Annotated in this window: 13 protein-coding genes and 1 pseudogene; 6 read left to right on the forward strand and 8 right to left on the reverse strand. The window is 66.4% G+C overall.

What is annotated here, in order from left to right; genetic code table 11:
* Together CSQ99_RS31295 and CSQ99_RS09530 are read left to right on the forward strand one after the other, a co-directional pair.
* A pseudogene (locus CSQ99_RS31295) lies at positions 1 to 106 on the forward strand (RNA-binding protein); the annotation flags it as partial.
* A 60-nt stretch (positions 107 to 166) separates the two neighbouring features.
* Positions 167 to 937, forward strand: coding sequence for an SDR family NAD(P)-dependent oxidoreductase (locus tag CSQ99_RS09530; RefSeq protein ID WP_099038828.1), 771 nt, complete (start codon positions 167 to 169; stop codon positions 935 to 937).
* On the opposite strand, the gene CSQ99_RS09535 is transcribed toward CSQ99_RS09530, so the two are convergent.
* Together CSQ99_RS09535 and CSQ99_RS09540 are read right to left on the reverse strand one after the other, a co-directional pair.
* Complete coding sequence (locus CSQ99_RS09535) at positions 906 to 1,691, reverse strand: enoyl-CoA hydratase/isomerase family protein (protein ID WP_099038829.1); 786 nt, start codon at positions 1,689 to 1,691, stop codon at positions 906 to 908. The genes CSQ99_RS09530 and CSQ99_RS09535 overlap by 32 nt on opposite strands.
* A gap of 31 nt (positions 1,692 to 1,722) precedes the next feature.
* A complete protein-coding gene (locus tag CSQ99_RS09540) occupies positions 1,723 to 2,409 on the reverse strand; it encodes a TetR family transcriptional regulator (RefSeq protein WP_099038830.1) in 687 nt (228 codons plus the stop codon).
* Between the two features lie 70 nt (positions 2,410 to 2,479).
* Between CSQ99_RS09540 and CSQ99_RS09545 the strand changes: the two genes are divergently transcribed.
* Both CSQ99_RS09545 and CSQ99_RS09550 read left to right on the forward strand, forming a co-directional pair.
* Positions 2,480 to 3,529, forward strand: coding sequence for a ferredoxin reductase (locus CSQ99_RS09545; RefSeq protein WP_099038831.1), 1,050 nt, complete (start codon positions 2,480 to 2,482; stop codon positions 3,527 to 3,529).
* A 28-nt stretch (positions 3,530 to 3,557) separates the two neighbouring features.
* Complete coding sequence (locus CSQ99_RS09550) at positions 3,558 to 4,661, forward strand: fatty acid desaturase family protein (protein ID WP_099038832.1); 1,104 nt, start codon at positions 3,558 to 3,560, stop codon at positions 4,659 to 4,661.
* Positions 4,662 to 4,664: 3 nt separating this feature from the next.
* Here the strand turns inward: CSQ99_RS09550 and nei2 are convergent, their stop codons facing one another.
* From nei2 to hglS, 5 genes are read right to left on the reverse strand one after another with little or no spacing between them, the layout of a single operon-like run.
* Positions 4,665 to 5,423 carry an endonuclease VIII Nei2 gene (nei2, locus tag CSQ99_RS09555; protein WP_099038833.1) on the reverse strand — a complete coding sequence of 253 codons (759 nt, stop codon included), beginning with the start codon at positions 5,421 to 5,423 and terminating at the stop codon, positions 4,665 to 4,667.
* Between the two features lie 3 nt (positions 5,424 to 5,426).
* Complete coding sequence (locus CSQ99_RS09560) at positions 5,427 to 9,986, reverse strand: ATP-dependent helicase (protein WP_099038834.1); 4,560 nt, start codon at positions 9,984 to 9,986, stop codon at positions 5,427 to 5,429.
* Between the two features lie 32 nt (positions 9,987 to 10,018).
* Positions 10,019 to 10,717 carry a TetR/AcrR family transcriptional regulator gene (locus CSQ99_RS09565; protein WP_245908833.1) on the reverse strand — a complete coding sequence of 233 codons (699 nt, stop codon included), beginning with the start codon at positions 10,715 to 10,717 and terminating at the stop codon, positions 10,019 to 10,021.
* A 47-nt stretch (positions 10,718 to 10,764) separates the two neighbouring features.
* On the reverse strand, positions 10,765 to 12,309 hold the full coding sequence (gene amaB, locus CSQ99_RS09570) for an L-piperidine-6-carboxylate dehydrogenase (protein WP_099038835.1): 1,545 nt from the start codon (positions 12,307 to 12,309) through the stop codon (positions 10,765 to 10,767).
* A complete protein-coding gene (hglS, locus tag CSQ99_RS09575) occupies positions 12,306 to 13,508 on the reverse strand; it encodes a 2-oxoadipate dioxygenase/decarboxylase (protein WP_099038836.1) in 1,203 nt (400 codons plus the stop codon). Before hglS ends, amaB begins: the two co-directional genes overlap by 4 nt.
* A 30-nt stretch (positions 13,509 to 13,538) precedes the next feature.
* On the opposite strand from hglS, the gene CSQ99_RS09580 reads away from it, so the two are divergent.
* Positions 13,539 to 13,991, forward strand: a complete 453-nt coding sequence (locus CSQ99_RS09580) for an Lrp/AsnC family transcriptional regulator (RefSeq protein ID WP_099038837.1) — start codon at positions 13,539 to 13,541, stop codon at positions 13,989 to 13,991.
* 52 nt (positions 13,992 to 14,043) lie between these two features.
* The gene (gene lat / locus CSQ99_RS09585; protein ID WP_099038838.1) at positions 14,044 to 15,372 is read left to right on the forward strand and encodes an L-lysine 6-transaminase; all 1,329 of its coding nucleotides are present in this window, start codon (positions 14,044 to 14,046) and stop codon (positions 15,370 to 15,372) included.
* Here the strand turns inward: lat and CSQ99_RS09590 are convergent.
* On the reverse strand, positions 15,369 to 15,959 hold the full coding sequence (locus CSQ99_RS09590) for a restriction endonuclease (protein ID WP_099038939.1): 591 nt from the start codon (positions 15,957 to 15,959) through the stop codon (positions 15,369 to 15,371). The two genes, lat and CSQ99_RS09590, sit on opposite strands and share 4 nt — an antisense overlap.
* Between the last annotated feature and the right edge of the window lie 111 nt (positions 15,960 to 16,070).

A 16,070-nucleotide genomic window follows, 5' to 3' on the forward strand; every position in this document is an offset into this window, starting at 1 on the left:
GCCACCGCCTCCGCCGCCGCCACCGCCGTACTACGCACCGATAGCGCCCAACGTCGATGTGTGCGCCAACGTGGGCAGGCGCATCAGCGTCAGTGGTTGCATCTAGCGCGCCTGATTCGATGTACCTGATCACCGGTGCCGGTGGTGGGGCTGTTTGACTGACCGCGTGGACCGTACAGCGTTTGATCAGCTATTCGACATGACCGGGCGCACCGTCATCGTGACGGGCGGCACCCGCGGCATCGGACTCGCCCTCGCCGAGGGTTTCGCCCTCGCCGGTGCCCGCGTCGTCGTCGCGAGCCGCAAGGCAGCCGCCTGCGAGCAGACCGCGGCGCGCCTGCGCGAACTCGGCGGTGAGGCGGTCGGTGTGCCGACCCACCTCGGCGACGCCGACGCGCTCGAGGCGCTCGTGGCCAGGACGGTCGACGAGTTCGGCGGCATCGATGTGGTGGTCAACAACGCCGCCAACGCGCTGGCGCAGCCCCTCGGCGAAATGACCGCAGAGGCGCTGGCGAAGTCGTACGAAGTCAACGTGCGAGGGCCGGTCTTCCTCGTCCAGGCGGCGTTGCCACACCTCAAGAAGTCCTCGCACGCCGCCGTAGTCAATCTGATTTCCGTTGGCGCATTCAACTTCTCGCCCGGGACGGCCATCTATTCGTCAAACAAGGCGGCATTGATGTCGTTCACCCGATCGATGGCCGCCGAGTATGCGCCGCTCGGAATCCGGGTCAACGCGATCGCGCCCGGCCCCGTCGATACCGACATGATGCGGAACAACCCGCAGGAGGCCATCGACCGCATCGCGGGCAGCATGTTTTTGAAGCGTCTTGCCACCCCGGACGAGATGGTCGGCGTCGCATTGCTGTTGGCGTCCGACGCCGGGAGTTACATGACCGGGACGGTGATCATCGCTGACGGTGGCGGAACGCCTCTGTAGCGCCGGCCATCACCCCGCCCGTCGACGCCAGGATCTGGCTGCGGTTCTCCAGATGCAGCGCCGACTCCAGGCTCGACGCGTCGAGGTTCGCCCACATCACCTGTTTAGTCGATTCCACGCCGAACTTTCCATAGCCGCATAGTGTTTCGGCGATCGTCAGCGCGTCGTCGACCACCGCGCCTTCGGCGGAAATGCGGGAGACCAACCCGAGCCGCAGCGCCTCGTCGGCGTCCACCGCGCGTGCGGTCAGGATGAGGTCGAACGCTGGGCCCGCACCGACGATGCGGGGCAGTGTGTAGCTCACACCGATGTCGCAGCCGCCGAGGCCGAGCTTGATGAACTGCGTGCAGAACCGCGCGGATTCGGATGCAAGCCGGATATCGCAGGCCAGCGCGATACCCATGCCGCCGCCGTAGGCCGGACCGTTGACCGCCGCGATCACCGGCTGCCGGAGGCGGTGGATCTTCGCGGTGAGTTCGGCGATCCTTTCCTGCCAACGCATTCCGGACCGGGGGAACTCCGTTCCTTCGCCCGCGTTTTCCGGGTTGGGATCGGTCAGGTCCAGTCCCGAACAGAATCCGCGCCCCGCCCCGGTGAGCACGACGACGCGGAGTTCGTTGTTCGCGCGGATGCCATCGAGGGCGGCATGCAGATCCTCGACCAGGTCATAGGACAGCGCGTTGAGCTTCTCCGGCCGGGTGAGGGTCAGCACGGCGATGTCGGGACGCGGATACGTCAGTTCCAGATTCGGCATGGCCGACACGTTAGTCCGGTGCCGGATGGACTCAGACCGTACTGCGCCAGCCTGCGACACCGACCGCGATCATCCGGAGCTGCTTGACCGCGATCCGTTTGATCTCGTCCAGCGCGGCCTGGTCGTGGGCGTCCTCGATGGCCTCGGCGATCACGATCATCGAGTTGACGAAGAGGCTGGCCAAGATGTTCAGATCCTCGCCGCTCCAGGTGTTCAGGCCGGGAAAGCGGGCCAGGTCGATGGCCAACTCAGAGGTGATCAGACGGATCTCGGTGCGAATGGCATAGCGGAGCACCGACACGCCGCTGGAGCGTTCCCGCCCGATGAATCGCCAATGCTCGCGACGTTCGTTGACGCCCTCGATCAAGATGTCCACCGACGACTCGATCACCCGGTTCGGATCCAGCTTGCCGGCCCGCGCACCGCGCAGCATGTCGCGCAGGCTGCGGAAGGACTCGTCGATCAGCACCAGGCCGAGGGCCTCCATCGACTCGAAGTGCCGATAGAAAGCGGCGGGCACAATGCCCGCCTCGCGGGTGACCTCGCGCAGGCTCAGGGCCGAGAAACTGCGCTCATCCAGAAGCCGCAGACCGGCGGCGACGATGGCCTGGCGGGTGGCCTCCTTGCGCTCTTCCCGCGACGGCGACGAGCGTCCGGACTCCCGTGACCGTGATCTGCTCGACCGGCTCGACCGTGAGCTAGGCGTACGACTGTTCACTGATGTGAAACATACCACAACCTGGCCTAATCCATTGACGAGGTGCTGCAAGTACGACAACAGTGTACATATGTTCACCGAAACTTTGACACAGCGCGTGCTCCGGTCGCCGCTGGTCGACCTGCTGACCGGACCACATGGTGTGGACCGGTATACCGAGCTTGTCGCCCCGACCTGGACCCAGCGCGATGCCCGCGCGACCGTGGTCGCGGTCCGGCGCCAGACCCCGCGAAGCGTCACCCTGACCCTCGAGCCCAACCAGGCGTTCACTGGATTTCGCGCCGGGCAGCACATCAACCTGACGGTCGAGATCGACGGCCGTCGCCGCACCCGCCCGTACTCGCCCGCGAGTGCCGAAGGCTCGCCGTACATCGAGCTGACGATCGGTCACCACGACGGCGGACTGGTGTCCACATATCTGAATCACCACGCCCGGCCGGGAATGGTGGTCGGTCTGGACTCCGTCGGCGGCGACTTCGTGATGCCGACGGCGCGGCCCCGGCGCGTCCTGTTCGTGTCGGGCGGCAGCGGCATCACCCCGGTGATGTCGATGCTGCGGACGATGCGGGCTGAGGGGTCCGATCGCGAGGTCGCCTTCATCCACTACGCGCGAAGCGCGCAGGAAGCCTGCTATGCGGGCGAGCTCGGCGCGATGTCGGGAGTCCGGGTTCTGCATGGCTATACCCGCGACGGGCAGGGCGACCTCGAGGGCTATTTCGGACCCGACCACCTGGCCGCCGCGATGCCCGAGCCCGACGCGGTGTTCGTGTGTGGCCCGCAGGCACTCGTGGAGGCCGTCCGCACGCACTACCCGCAGGCATTGGCGGAAAGCTTTGTCCCACCTGTATTCACCCCGTCGGCCGAGAGCGGCGGCCGAATCGCATTCACCGACAGCGGTGTCGAGTTGACCGATGACGGCCGGCCACTGCTCGAGCAGGCCGAGGACTCAGGCCTCACGCCGGAAAGCGGATGCCGGATGGGCATCTGCGGAAGCTGCACTCGCCGCAAGAGCAGTGGCGTCGTCAAGAACCTGATCACCGGAACCGTATCCAGTAGCGAAGCAGAAGACGTGCGTATCTGTGTATCCGCCCCCGTCGGCGACGTCGACATCGCGCTTTAGATCCGAAACGCACCAGAAAGGACAAGCCATGACTACAGCGACCACCGCACAACCGAAGACCATCTCGAAAACTGTTGGCGGCAAGACCGTCACCATGACCCCAGAGCAGGCCGACGCGTTCGGCCGCGAGCTCGACGCGCTGAAGGACCGTGTGCTCGCCGAACTCGGCGAGCGCGACGTCACCTACATCCGCCGGATCATCAAGACGCAGCGCGGTCTGGAGGTCGCCGGACGTACGATGCTCTTCGGCGGCATCTTCCCGCCGTTCTGGCTCGCAGGCACAGCGATGTTGGGCATCTCGAAGATCCTCGACAACATGGAGATCGGCCACAACATCATGCACGGCCAGTACGACTGGACCGGCGATCCGACGTTGGCGGGCAAGAACTTCGAATGGGACACCGCCTGCCCGGCCGACCAGTGGCGGCACTCGCACAACTACATGCACCACACCTACACCAACATCGTCGGCATGGACCGCGATGTGGGCTACGGGATCCTGCGGATCAGCGAAGACCAGAAATGGAAGCCGTACTTCCTCGGCAATCCCGTGTGGGCATTCCTGCTGATGGTGCTGTTCCAGTACGGCGTCGCGCTGCACGAGATGGAAACCGAGCGCATCACCGCCGGCGAGATCTCGATCAAGGACAAGCGCGAGATCCTCGAGGGGATCTGGCGTAAGACCAAGAAACAGACACTCAAGGACTACGTGGCGTTCCCGCTGCTGGCCGGCCCGTTCGCGCCATGGGTGTTCGCCGGGAACATGACGGCGAACCTGATGCGCAACGTCTGGTCCAATGTGATCATCTTCTGCGGACACTTCCCCGAGGACGTGCAGGAGTTCTCCATCGAGGAAACCAAGGCCGAGACGCGTGGCCAGTGGTACTTCCGTCAGATCCTGGGGTCGGCGAACCTGACCGGCGGCAAGCTCTTTCACATCCTGAGCGGCAACCTGTCGTTTCAGATCGAACACCATCTGTTCCCCGACATTCCCGCGCACCGTCACGCCGAAATCGCGCCTGAGGTGCAGGAAATCTGCAAGCGCTACGGCATCCCCTACAACACGGGGCCGCTGCCGCGGCAGATCGCCACTGTCTGGCGCAAGATCTTCAAGCTTGCGCTACCCAGCTAGCTGTTACGTCTGACAGACCGGACACCAGTAGGAGACACGGCCTCCGCTGGTGTCCGACTGTATGGGGGTGCCGCACCGCCGGCATGGACGTCCGACCCGGCCGTAGACCCATAGGTCGCGGCCGGCTCGGGTGTCGCCGGTGGTGGTCCGATTGACGCGCGAACGGTTGAGCCACAACATGTCACGGGCCCGCTGCACCATGCGCAGCGGGTCCTTGATGTCGTCGACCGGTGTCATCGGCAGATAGCCGGTGACAAAGCACAGCTCGTTGGCGTAGACGTTGCCGACTCCGGCCATCACCCGCTGATCCAACAGCGCTTCGGCCAGTGGGCGCTGCGGATCGGAGGTCAGGTTCGCCTTCGCGACGCCCGGCTCCCAGTCGTCGCCGAGCAGGTCGGGCCCGAGGTGGGCGACGACATCCATGTCATGTGCGCGTTTCAGAATCTCCAGCACACCGAGGTCGATCCCTGTGGCACGGGAATCCTCGGTTTCCAGGATGATTCGGATCTTGTGTGGCTGGATCCGGCGGATCTGACCCCCGACGAGCCAGGCGCCGTCCATCTTCAGGTGCGAATGAATGCTCGCATCTCCGATCCGGATGAACAGGTGCTTGCCGCGGGACACCACCTCATCGACGGCGCAGCCGGTCAGGTCGACGGTGGCGAACTTCGGCACCCGAACATCGCAGCGCGTCAGTGTCTTTCCCGTCAGCGCTTCCCGCAGTTTCGTGGCTGTGCGGTAGACGGTGTCGCCTTCAGGCATTCCTCACCGTAACCGGAGGCCGCGAGGTGTCCGGGAGAACCCCGCGCCGAGCAGCGCCTCCTGGACCGCAACGCGCTGGCCCTCGGCGCCCGGCTCCAGCACCGAGACTCCGTTGACCTTCTCGACGAGGAACGACGGCACGCGTCCGGCGGATACGAGTTCGGCCACGGCCACACCGGCGGCGATGTGCGCCTCCGCGTCGTCGCTGAAGCTCAGCAACGAGCGCCCACCCCGTTCGAGGAACCACGTCAGCTCACCATCGACAAGGGCCACCAGAGCGCCTGCCTTGCGGCCCGGGCGGTGCGCGACGTCCTCGTCGCCCGACCTCCTGCTTGGCCATTGCAACGCTGCGCCATAGGGATTGGCCGGGTCGGCCGCAGCCAGCACCACCGCGTGGTACTCGCGGTGGTCGGGATCGACGCCGTCCAGATAGGACCGCAGTCTGTCGACGGTCGACGCCACCGCGAACTGGGCGCCGCCCAGCGACTCGACAAAGTATCCGCGTTGGCACCGTCCGGCGTCCTCGAACGCCGTCAGCACTTTATAGAGCATGGCGAATCCGCCGGGGACGTTCTCGGCGGACACCGCGCCCTTGGTCAGCACGCCGTGCCGACTCAGCAGCAGATCGGCCTGAAAATGCGCGCGCACAGTGGATTCCGGCTCGGGTGTCGGCAGCGACGACCACCGTCCCGCGACGGTCGGATCGGAGGTGCGGGCCTGGGCGTGCGCGACGCTGTACCGGCTCAACCGAGGCGGGCGTTGCCGCTGGCGATGCGCGGGGGCGCCGCGGCGCCCGGTCGAGCGGCGGGTGCCGGTCAGCATCGCCCGCACCGGGGCGAAGGTATCGCCGGTGATCCAGCCCGCCCAGATGAGCTCCCACAGTGCTTGTTTGAGTTCGTCGTTCGGATTGTCTGACAACTGACGGAAAAAATAGGCACCGCCGGCCCCGAGGGTCTCCGTGATCGCGCGGTGGGTGTCGGTGAACTCGATCTCCGTCGGCGCAGCCAGCGTCATCGGCGCCGAATCCGCGAGATGAAAGGCAATCCAACCGTCGCCGCCGCCGATCTGGCCCGCACCCGACCAAGTGACCTCACCGGAGGCCAACAACTCGTCGAGCATTGACGGTTGGTAGTCGCGGACCCGCTGCCCGAACATCAGCGATTCGACCGCCGATGCCGGTATCGGCACCCCTGCCAGCTGATCGATGACGTGTGCCAGTCCGTCGATACCCGAGTTCTGCGTCGACCCAACCTGGTGCCATGCCGGCAGGAAGCGGCCGTAGGCCGCGGTGCTCACCGGTTCGACCTGCGCCCGCAACGCTGCCAGCGACCGGCGGCGCAGGATCTTCAGGACGTCGGCGTCACACCATTCGGTGGAATCGGTGGCTGAAGTGGATGTCACCGCCGGTGCGGATCCAGCGGTGAACTCGCCGCGGATCAGCTTGCCATCGCTGGCCATTCGGCCCAACACGTCTGCGGTGACCCGTAGCCCGAGACCGAAGCGGGCGGCCGCGTCGTGGGTGGTGAACGGTCCGCGGGTACGGCCGTATCGGCCGAGCAATTCGCCAAGTGGATCGTCGACCCCTTCGGTGAACGCCGTCGGCACGCCGACCGGCACCGCCACCCCGATGCCGTCGCGCAGCAGACCGATGTCTTCGATCGCGGCCCACCAGATACGGTCGGCGAACGACACCCTCAGCGCCCGCTTGCTGGCCGCCAGGCCGTCGAGCCATCCGCCGATCTCGGCGATGGTGCACCGTTCGGCGATCTCGGCCTCGGTCATCGGGCCGAGCACCCGCAGCAGGTCCGCGACACCTTCGGCGTCGCGGGCGCGGCGATCCTCGGCCAGATGCTGTAACTGCCGCGCGGTGGTTTCGATGACCTGGGGGTCGAGCAGCTCGCGCAGTTCCACCCGGCCCAGTAGTTCCGCTAACAGCACACTGTCCAGTGACAGTGCGGCGGCGCGCCGCTCGGCCAACGGGCTGTCGCCTTCGTACATGAATGCGCCGACGTAGCCGAACAGCAGCGACGCTGCGAACGGCGACGGTGTGGCGGTCTCGACCTCAACCAGCCGTAGCCGGCGTTGCGCCACGCGGTGCATGAGCTCAGTCAGCGCGGGGACGTCGTACACGTCCTGCAGACATTCCCGCACCGCCTCGAGAACGATCGGGAAGTCCGGGTACTTGCGTGCGACGTCCAACAGTTGTGCGGCGCGCTGTCGTTGGTGCCACAGTGGCGATCGCTTGCCGGGATGTCGACGCGGCAGAAGCAGTGCGCGGGCGGCACATTCGCGGAACCGCGAGGCGAACAGCGCCGAGCCGCCGACCTCCGCGGTGACGATGGGCTCGATCTCGTCGGCGTCGAAGACGAAGATGTCGGCGCCGGGCGCGGTGTCTTCGGTGTCGGGCAGTCGCACGATGATGCCGTCGTCGGACGCCGTCGGCTTCTCGTCGATGCCGTAGCGCTCACGAAGGCGCCGGGAAACCGCCAGGGCGAGTGGCCCGTGCACCCGCAATCCGTACGGAGAGTGCAGGATGACCCGCCAGTCGCCGAGTTCGTCGCGAAAGCGCTCCACCAGCAGCGTGGTGTCGGTAGGTACCACATTGGTGGCCTGTCGCTGGTCGTCGAGCAGTTGCCACAGGTTGTTCGTTGCGTAGTCGTCGAAACCGATTGTGCGACAGCGTTCGGTGAAGTCGTCGCGGCCGAGAGCTGCGAGTTCACCGGTGAACGCACCGACCGCCGCGCCGAGTTCCGGCGGCCGACCCACGCTGTCGCCGCGCCAGAAGGGCAGCCGGGCGGGCTGTCCGGGTGCGGGTACGACCAGAACCCGATCGTGGGTGATCTCGGTGATCCGCCAGCTTGTGGCGCCCAGCGATATGACATCTCCTGGACGTGACTCGTAGACCATCTCCTCGTCGAGTTCGCCGACCCGCGAGGGCTTCTCGGAATCAGTGGCCAGATACACGGTGAACAGGCCGCGGTCGGGGATCGCGCCGCCGGACGTCACGGCAAGGCGCTGTGCACCGGGGCGGGCGGTCAGCGTGCCCGCGTCGCGGTCGTACACCAGCCGGGGGCGCAGTTCGGCGAACTCGGTGGACGGGTACTTGCCCGAGAGCAGGTCCAGCGTCGCCTCGAAAGCGCTGCGGGGCAACGTCGCGAACGGCGCGCTGCGCCGGACCGCGTCGAACCAGCGGTCGGCGTCCAGTGGCTCGAGGGCGCACGCCGCGACGGTGTGCTGTGCCAGCACATCGAGCGGATTAGTCGGCACCCGCATGGTCTCGATCTCACCGGACAGCATCCGCTTGACGGTGACCGCACACCCGATGAGATCCGTTCGGTGCTTGGGAAACAGCACACCCTGGGAGACCTCGCCGACCTGATGACCCGCACGGCCGATGCGCTGTAACCCGCTGGCGACCGACGGCGGCGCCTCGACCTGGATCACCAGATCGACCGCGCCCATGTCGATGCCCAACTCCAGGCTGGACGTGGCGACGACGGCCTTCAGTCGGCCTGACTTCAGATCGTCCTCGACCTGTGCGCGTTGCTCCTTGCTGACCGAACCGTGGTGCGCGCGGGCCAGCAGTGTCGGGGCGCCCAACGACGCGCCGCTGGCCATCAGCTGTGCCGGGAAGCCGCCGCCCACCTTCGGGTTGTGCTCCATGGACACTTCGGCGCCAGTGCGCTCGGCGTGAATCTCGTTGAGACGCGAGGTGAGTCGCTCGGCCAGCCGCCGGGAATTGGCGAACACGATCGACGAGTTGTGTGCCTCGATCAGATCGACGATGCGTTCCTCGACATCGGGCCAGATGGTGTTGTTCTTGAGGTTGGCCATATCGGGCACGGGCACCGTCACGGACAGGTCGAAGGTCTTGGCGGCGGGTGGCGCCACGATGGTGGTGCGGGCCTGACCGGAAAGGAACCGCGCCACCTCCTCGGGCGGGCGGACCGTGGCCGACAATCCGATGCGTTGCGCGGGCTTGTCCAACAGCTGATCGAGCCGTTCCAGCGACACGGCCAGATGCGCTCCGCGCTTGGTGCCTGCGACAGCGTGTACCTCGTCGACGATGACCGTCTGCACCTCGGTGAGCGTCTCGCGGGCCGCCGAGGTGAGCATCAGGAACAGCGACTCCGGCGTGGTGATGAGAATATCCGGCGGCCGGGTGATCAGCTCGCGGCGCTTGGCGGGTGTGGTGTCACCGGATCGCACACCGACGCTGATATCGGGTGCCAGGACTCCACTACGTTCGGCGAGGCGGCCGATGCCGGTCAACGGGGTCCGCAGGTTGCGTTCGACGTCCACGGCCAGCGCCTTCAGCGGCGATATGTACAACACCCGCGTTCCCGTGCCGGCAGGACGGGGTTCCGACGCGGCGAGGCGGTCGATGGCCCACAGGAACGCCGCCAGCGTCTTACCGGAACCGGTGGGCGCGATGACGAGCGTGTTGTCACCGTCGGCGATGGCCGACCACGCCTGCGCCTGGGCAGGGGTCGGCTCCGCGAACGTGCCCGTGAACCAGTCGCGGGTCAGCCCGCTGAAGCGGGCCAGGGGACCGGTGCTCATCTAGCCATCGTGCAGCAGTGCACCGACAAACATCAGGGGCGCGCGGCCGCGATGGCCTCTGCCAGCGCTTCCGGGATCCCGGGCACCCGCGCGACGCCGTCGAGAACCGTGTGCGCGCACGCGTCGGCGACACGGTCGATGTCGATCGACGGGTCCAGCATCCGCTGCCTGCACATCTCGAGAGTGAAGGCGATCCATCCGTAGGCGATGATGCGCACGTCGCGTTCGACCTTGGCGTCCAGCTGATCGCCGCCGAACGCGGCGACGATGCGTTCGGCCTGACGGTCGGTGTCGGTGTCCTCGATGCCACGCAGGACGGGATCGGAGCTGCCGTTGCCCACGTAGGCGGCCCACGCGACGTTCGGGTTCTCCTCGTAGTAGCGAAGGTAGGCGATGACGCCTTCGCGCAACTGGTCGAACAGCCCCAGTCCGGGCCGGGGAGGTGCGTTGGTCGCTTCGAAGAGCCGCTCACTCTCGGCGCGGAGCACTGCTGCGAAAAATGCCCGCTTGTCCGGAAAGTAGTGGTACATCAGCGCGCGGGACACGCCCGCCTTCTCGGCGATCTCGTCGATGCGGACCTCGTCGTAGGGGCGTTGTCCGAACACCTCTGCGCCCAATGTCAGAAGTTCGTTGCGGCGCTCATCGGGAGACAGCCGCCGTCTGGGCGCCGATGTGGGGGCACCGCCCTTTTGCGGGGAACCGCTTGCGCGAAGAGCATCGGGTTCAGCCATGCCCCGATCCTAATTGACACATGTATAACTAAATTGTCGCCCCGGTATCAGCCGAAGTGCACACCCTGAGCCAGGGGCAGCTCGGAAGAGTAGTTGACGGTGTTGGTGGCCCGTCGCATGTACGCCTTCCATGAGTCCGAACCCGACTCGCGCCCACCACCGGTCTGCTTCTCGCCGCCGAAGGCGCCGCCGATCTCGGCTCCAGAGGTGCCGATGTTGACATTGGCGATGCCGCAGTCCGAACCGTCGGCGGACATGAAACGTTCCGCCTCCCGCATGTCCGTGGTGAAGATCGACGATGAAAGACCCTGCGGTACCGCGTTGTTCAACGCGATCGCGTCGTCCAGATCGTCATAGGTCAACACGTACAGGATCGGCGCGAATGTCTCCGAATGCACCACCTCGGTCTGGGCGGGCATCCGGACGACGGCCGGGGCGACGTAGTAGGCGCCCTCGTCACCCACCTCGTGGCGCTCACCGCCGAACACCTCGCCGCCGTCGGCGCGGGCCTGTTCGAGTGCCCTGACCATGTCCCGGTACGCGGTCTCGTGGATCAGCGGGCCGACCAGCGTGCCGTCGGCCGCCGGATCACCGATCGGCAGCTGCCGGTAGGCGGCCGTGATTCGGCCGACGAGTTCGTCGGCCACCGAGGTGTGCGCGATCAGGCGCCGCATGGTCGTGCAGCGCTGTCCCGCCGTACCCGCGGCGGAGAACACGATGCCGCGCACCGCGAGATCCAGGTCCGCCGACGGCGTGACGATGGCGGCGTTGTTCCCGCCCAGCTCCAGCAGCGCTTTCCCGAACCGCTGCGCGACACGGGGCCCGACCTGCTGGCCCATCCGCACCGAGCCCGTGGCGGACAGCAACGCCACCCGCGGATCGTCGACGAGGCGCTCGCCGACTTCGCGGCCACCTTGGATGAGCCTGCTGATCTCCCGCGGTGCGCCCACATCGTCGGCGGCCCGCTCGATCAGCGCCTGGCATGCCAGCGCCGTCAACGGTGTCAGTTCAGATGGCTTCCACACCACGGTGTCTCCGCACACCAATGCGATGGCGGTGTTCCAGGCCCAGACCGCCACGGGGAAGTTGAACGCGGTGATGACCCCGACCACGCCGAGCGGATGCCAGGTTTCCATCAAGCGGTGGCCCGGACGTTCGGACGCGATGGTCTTGCCGTAGAGCTGACGTGACAGGCCGACGGCGAACTGGCAGATGTCGATCATCTCCTGCACCTCGCCGAGGGCTTCCGAGGTGATCTTGCCCGCCTCCACCGTGACGAGCGTTGCCACGTCGGCCTTGTGCTCCACGAGCAGCTCACCGAGGCGCGCGACCAGAGCGCCGCGGACCGGTGCCGGTGTGGTCCGCCACGACGTAAATGCCTGCGCTGCTTCGGCAATCGCGGCATCGGCCTGTTCCACACTGGTCTCGGCGACCGTGAACAGCACATCGCCGCTGATGGGGGTGCTGGCCTGCAAGCCGCTATCACCTGGCTCGCCGAGTTCGGCGGGCGAACCGACCGCCGCCAATGCTTCGCGCACCTTGGCGCGAAGCGCATCGGCCGTCAGAAGTTGGGATTTCTGCATTGTCGTCATTGTGATGCCGCTTTCTCGTAGAGCTCGTACGGATCGTGGATGTGGTGGCCGATTTGTCCGGCCATCCAGTTGAGGCTGTAGTGGCAACTGTCCGCCTCGTCGGCGGCTTGCGCGTCGAAATCGAGGTTGGAGCGGAAGATCCCGGCCGCCGATGCTGGCAGAAAGTCTTCGTAGACAACCGGTTTCGATGGGTCGCCGCAGCGGTAGTACGCCAGGCCAGACGACGCCAACTCGTCGTCAGTGGCGGGGAAGTACTCATGCCACACCGCGGCCGGATCGGCGGCAGCGAGTGCTTCGTCGTAGCGTCGCCTGCCGTTGGGCGTCAGTGCGACTCCGCGTGACTCGACCTCACCGAAGCGCACGCGAAGTGTGCCGTCGGATACCGTGCCGTCGTCATCGCGAAAGCGCCGTGGTTCGGCGAGCGCCCGAAACGATGTCTGCCGCAACAGCACGTCGGGTCCCGCCGTACGTGGTGGGCCTTGGATCGCGTCGATCATGGCGACACCGCGCTGCGACATCCGCCGGTACAACTCGTCGATGTCGAGTACGCGTGGCGTCAGGTGGTTGATGTGCGTGGTGGTCACACCGGCGATGTCCGCGGCCACCGCCGATACGCGGCTCAACTCGTCGTACCACGCCCGGTCGATCGGCTCATGTGACAGCGCAAATGCTTCGACGGCCCCGGCGACGAAGCGTTGGGCGCGTTCGCGATCGGCCCCGCCGTCGGATGCTATGCGTCGCGCCTCGTCGATGAGCGCGGGGTCGAACAGGGTCCGGCCGGCTAGGAACCGCTCGATGCGGGCCCGTAGCTCGGGGGAGAAGAACCGCTGGTCGGCAGTCGACAGCATCGATGTAAACACCCGAAACGGGTTGTGCTCCAACTCGTCTGGATCGATGGGCCGGAATGCCGTCGACACCACCGGGACCGGCGAATGCGCGTCACGCAGGTCGTAGAACCCGACCGGAAACATCCCGAACGCGGCGAACAAGTCTGCGACGTGCGCGAGCTCGCGCGGGCTGCCGACCCGGATCGCGCCGTGACGCTCGGCGGTCACCCGCTCGGTCGTGCCGACTTCGCGGTTCACCTCGGCACTGATCTCGACGAGCGTGGAGTACAGCGGCACCTCGGTGGCGTACAGCCGCGACAACGCGGCGGCGAACTGTGCACGCAGCTGCCACGTTTGGACGCGTGGGCTCATTTCGCGCCTCCGCTCGGATACAGTGCGGCCATGAGCGAACCGCTCGACGACATCGACCGGGCGCTGGCGCGTGAGTTGGTCGCCGATGGACGGGCCACGCTGGCCCATCTTGCGGAGACCGCAGGACTTTCGGTGTCGGCGGTCCAGTCCCGTGTCCGCAGACTGGAGTCCCGCGGTGTGGTGACGGGATACACGGCCAGAATCAACCCCGAAGCCGTCGGGAAGATGTTGTCGGCGTTCGTGGCCATCACCCCTCTCGATCCCTCTCAACCCGATGATGCTCCTGCGCGGCTCGAACACATACCGGCCATCGTGTCGTGCTACTCGGTGGCCGGCGAGGAGAGCTACATCCTGCTCGTGCGTGTCGAGACCCCGCGGGCGCTCGAAGACTTGCTGCAACAGATACGAACCGCGGCGAACGTGCGCACCCGAAGCACTGTTATCTTACAGACTTTTTACGATGGACGCGACTTCGTACCGTAATAGTTACGGTCAGATGGCATCGAGACCGTAAATAATGCGTTAGAATGGGTTCATGACCGCTGTCCTGACACCCACCGCCCTTGCTGCCTCCGTCCGTCCGGACGATGTCCGTGACGTGCTGGCCCGCAGCATCCTGGCCGATGGCATGGACCTCGTCCTCGACATCGACCGCTCATCCGGCTCGTACCTGGTGGACGCGCGCACCGGCGCGCGCTACCTCGACATGTTCACGTTCTTCGCGTCCTCGGCTCTGGGGATGAACCATCCGGCGCTCGCCGATGACGAGGACTTCCGCGCCGAACTCGCACAGGCGGCGGTCAACAAGCCGAGCAACTCCGACATCTACTCCGTGCCGATGGCGCGTTTCGTCTCCACCTTCGCGCGCGTGCTGGGCGATCCCGCACTGCCTCACCTGTTCTTCGTCGACGGGGGAGCGCTCGCCGTCGAAAACGCGTTGAAGGTCGCGTTCGACTGGAAGAGCAGACGCAACGAGGCGCAGGGAATCGACCCCGATCTCGGGACCAGGGTGCTGCATCTGCGCGGTGCCTTCCATGGCCGTAGCGGCTACACGCTGTCGCTGACCAACACCGACCCCAACAAGGTCGCCCGGTTCCCCAAGTTCGACTGGCCGCGCATCGACGCGCCCTACCTGCGGCCCGGCGCGGATATGGATTCGTTGGAAGCCGAGTCGCTTCGCCAGGCCCGCGCGGCATTCGAGGCCCATCGGGACGACATCGCCTGTTTCATCGCCGAGCCCATCCAGGGCGAGGGCGGCGACCGTCACTTCCGGCCGCAGTTCTTCGCGGCGATGCGTGAACTGTGCGACGAGTTCGACGCGCTGCTGATCTTCGACGAAGTGCAGACGGGCTGCGGGATGACCGGAACACCCTGGGCCTACCAGCAATTGGGGGTCACGCCCGACGTGGTTGCGTTCGGCAAGAAGACGCAGGTGTGCGGAGTCATGGCAGGCGGACGCGTCGATGAAGTATCCGACAACGTCTTCGCGGTCAGCTCGCGTATCAACTCGACCTGGGGCGGCAACCTCGTTGACATGGTGCGTTCACGGCGCATCCTGGAGGTCATCGAGTCCGACGAACTGATGATCCGTGCCGCCAACGGCGGCCGCTACCTTCTCGACCGACTCGGCGAGCTCGCTACCGAGTTCCCCGGATTGGTTCTCAATGTTCGTGGGCGCGGCCTGATGTGCGCATTCAGCCTCCCCAGCGCGGCGCAGCGCGACGAGCTGATCGGCAAGTTGTGGGATCGGGGCGTGATCATGCTCGCCAGCGGAGCCGACAGCGTGCGATTCCGGCCCGCGCTTACGGTGTCGCGCGGCGAGATCGACGCCGCGGTCGAAGCGGTGCGCGACGCCCTGCGCTAGACCTCGGTCGGTGTGGTGGGCGTCGTCAGGCGCTGGATCGTTGGCCGGAGGCGTCCAAGCTCGGTGCCACCGATCAGCTCGCAACCATGCAGTTCTGCGAGTTTGCGCGCAGCAGGGGTGAACTCGTGGTTCGTGACCACCATGGTCCTGGCGCAGTCCTGCATCGGTGCGCCCGCAACCACCTCCTGAACGGCACCCGCACCCACGGGCCGTGCCTGGCGTTTGCATTGAATGGCAAGGCGATTGGGGCGTCGGCCGACGATGATGTCGACACCCCAGTCGCCGGTGATCGAGGTCATGATGACCGGCACGCCGCTCGATCGCGCGATCCGCGCGACGTAGTCCTCGAACTCCGTGCCTGACATCGCGGCCGTCGCATCCTCGCGCGGATGCGGGCTCCGCATGCCGAGGATCGCGCCGCGGACAAAGCGGGGTGCGGCCGCAACGATGGCCGGAGTGGCCGCGGCGACGACCAGGCTCCACACGGGCGTTGCCCCCAATGCCCACGCCACACAGCCACCGACCACGGCGGCAAGCAGATGCCACTTCAGCGCCACGTGGCGAATGGTAGGGGCCCGCACCGACATCACTCCCCATCCACGCCGCGTCACCGCGCCCCGCCCTGAGGTTTACGGGCTCGACCTGCAGGGAATCTCCTATTCGTTCTCATCGGTGACTTCGGGAGATTCCAGCCGTGT

It is taken from the genome of Mycobacterium neglectum, from assembly GCF_002591975.1.
Classification (GTDB): Bacteria; Actinomycetota; Actinomycetes; order Mycobacteriales; family Mycobacteriaceae; genus Mycobacterium; species Mycobacterium neglectum.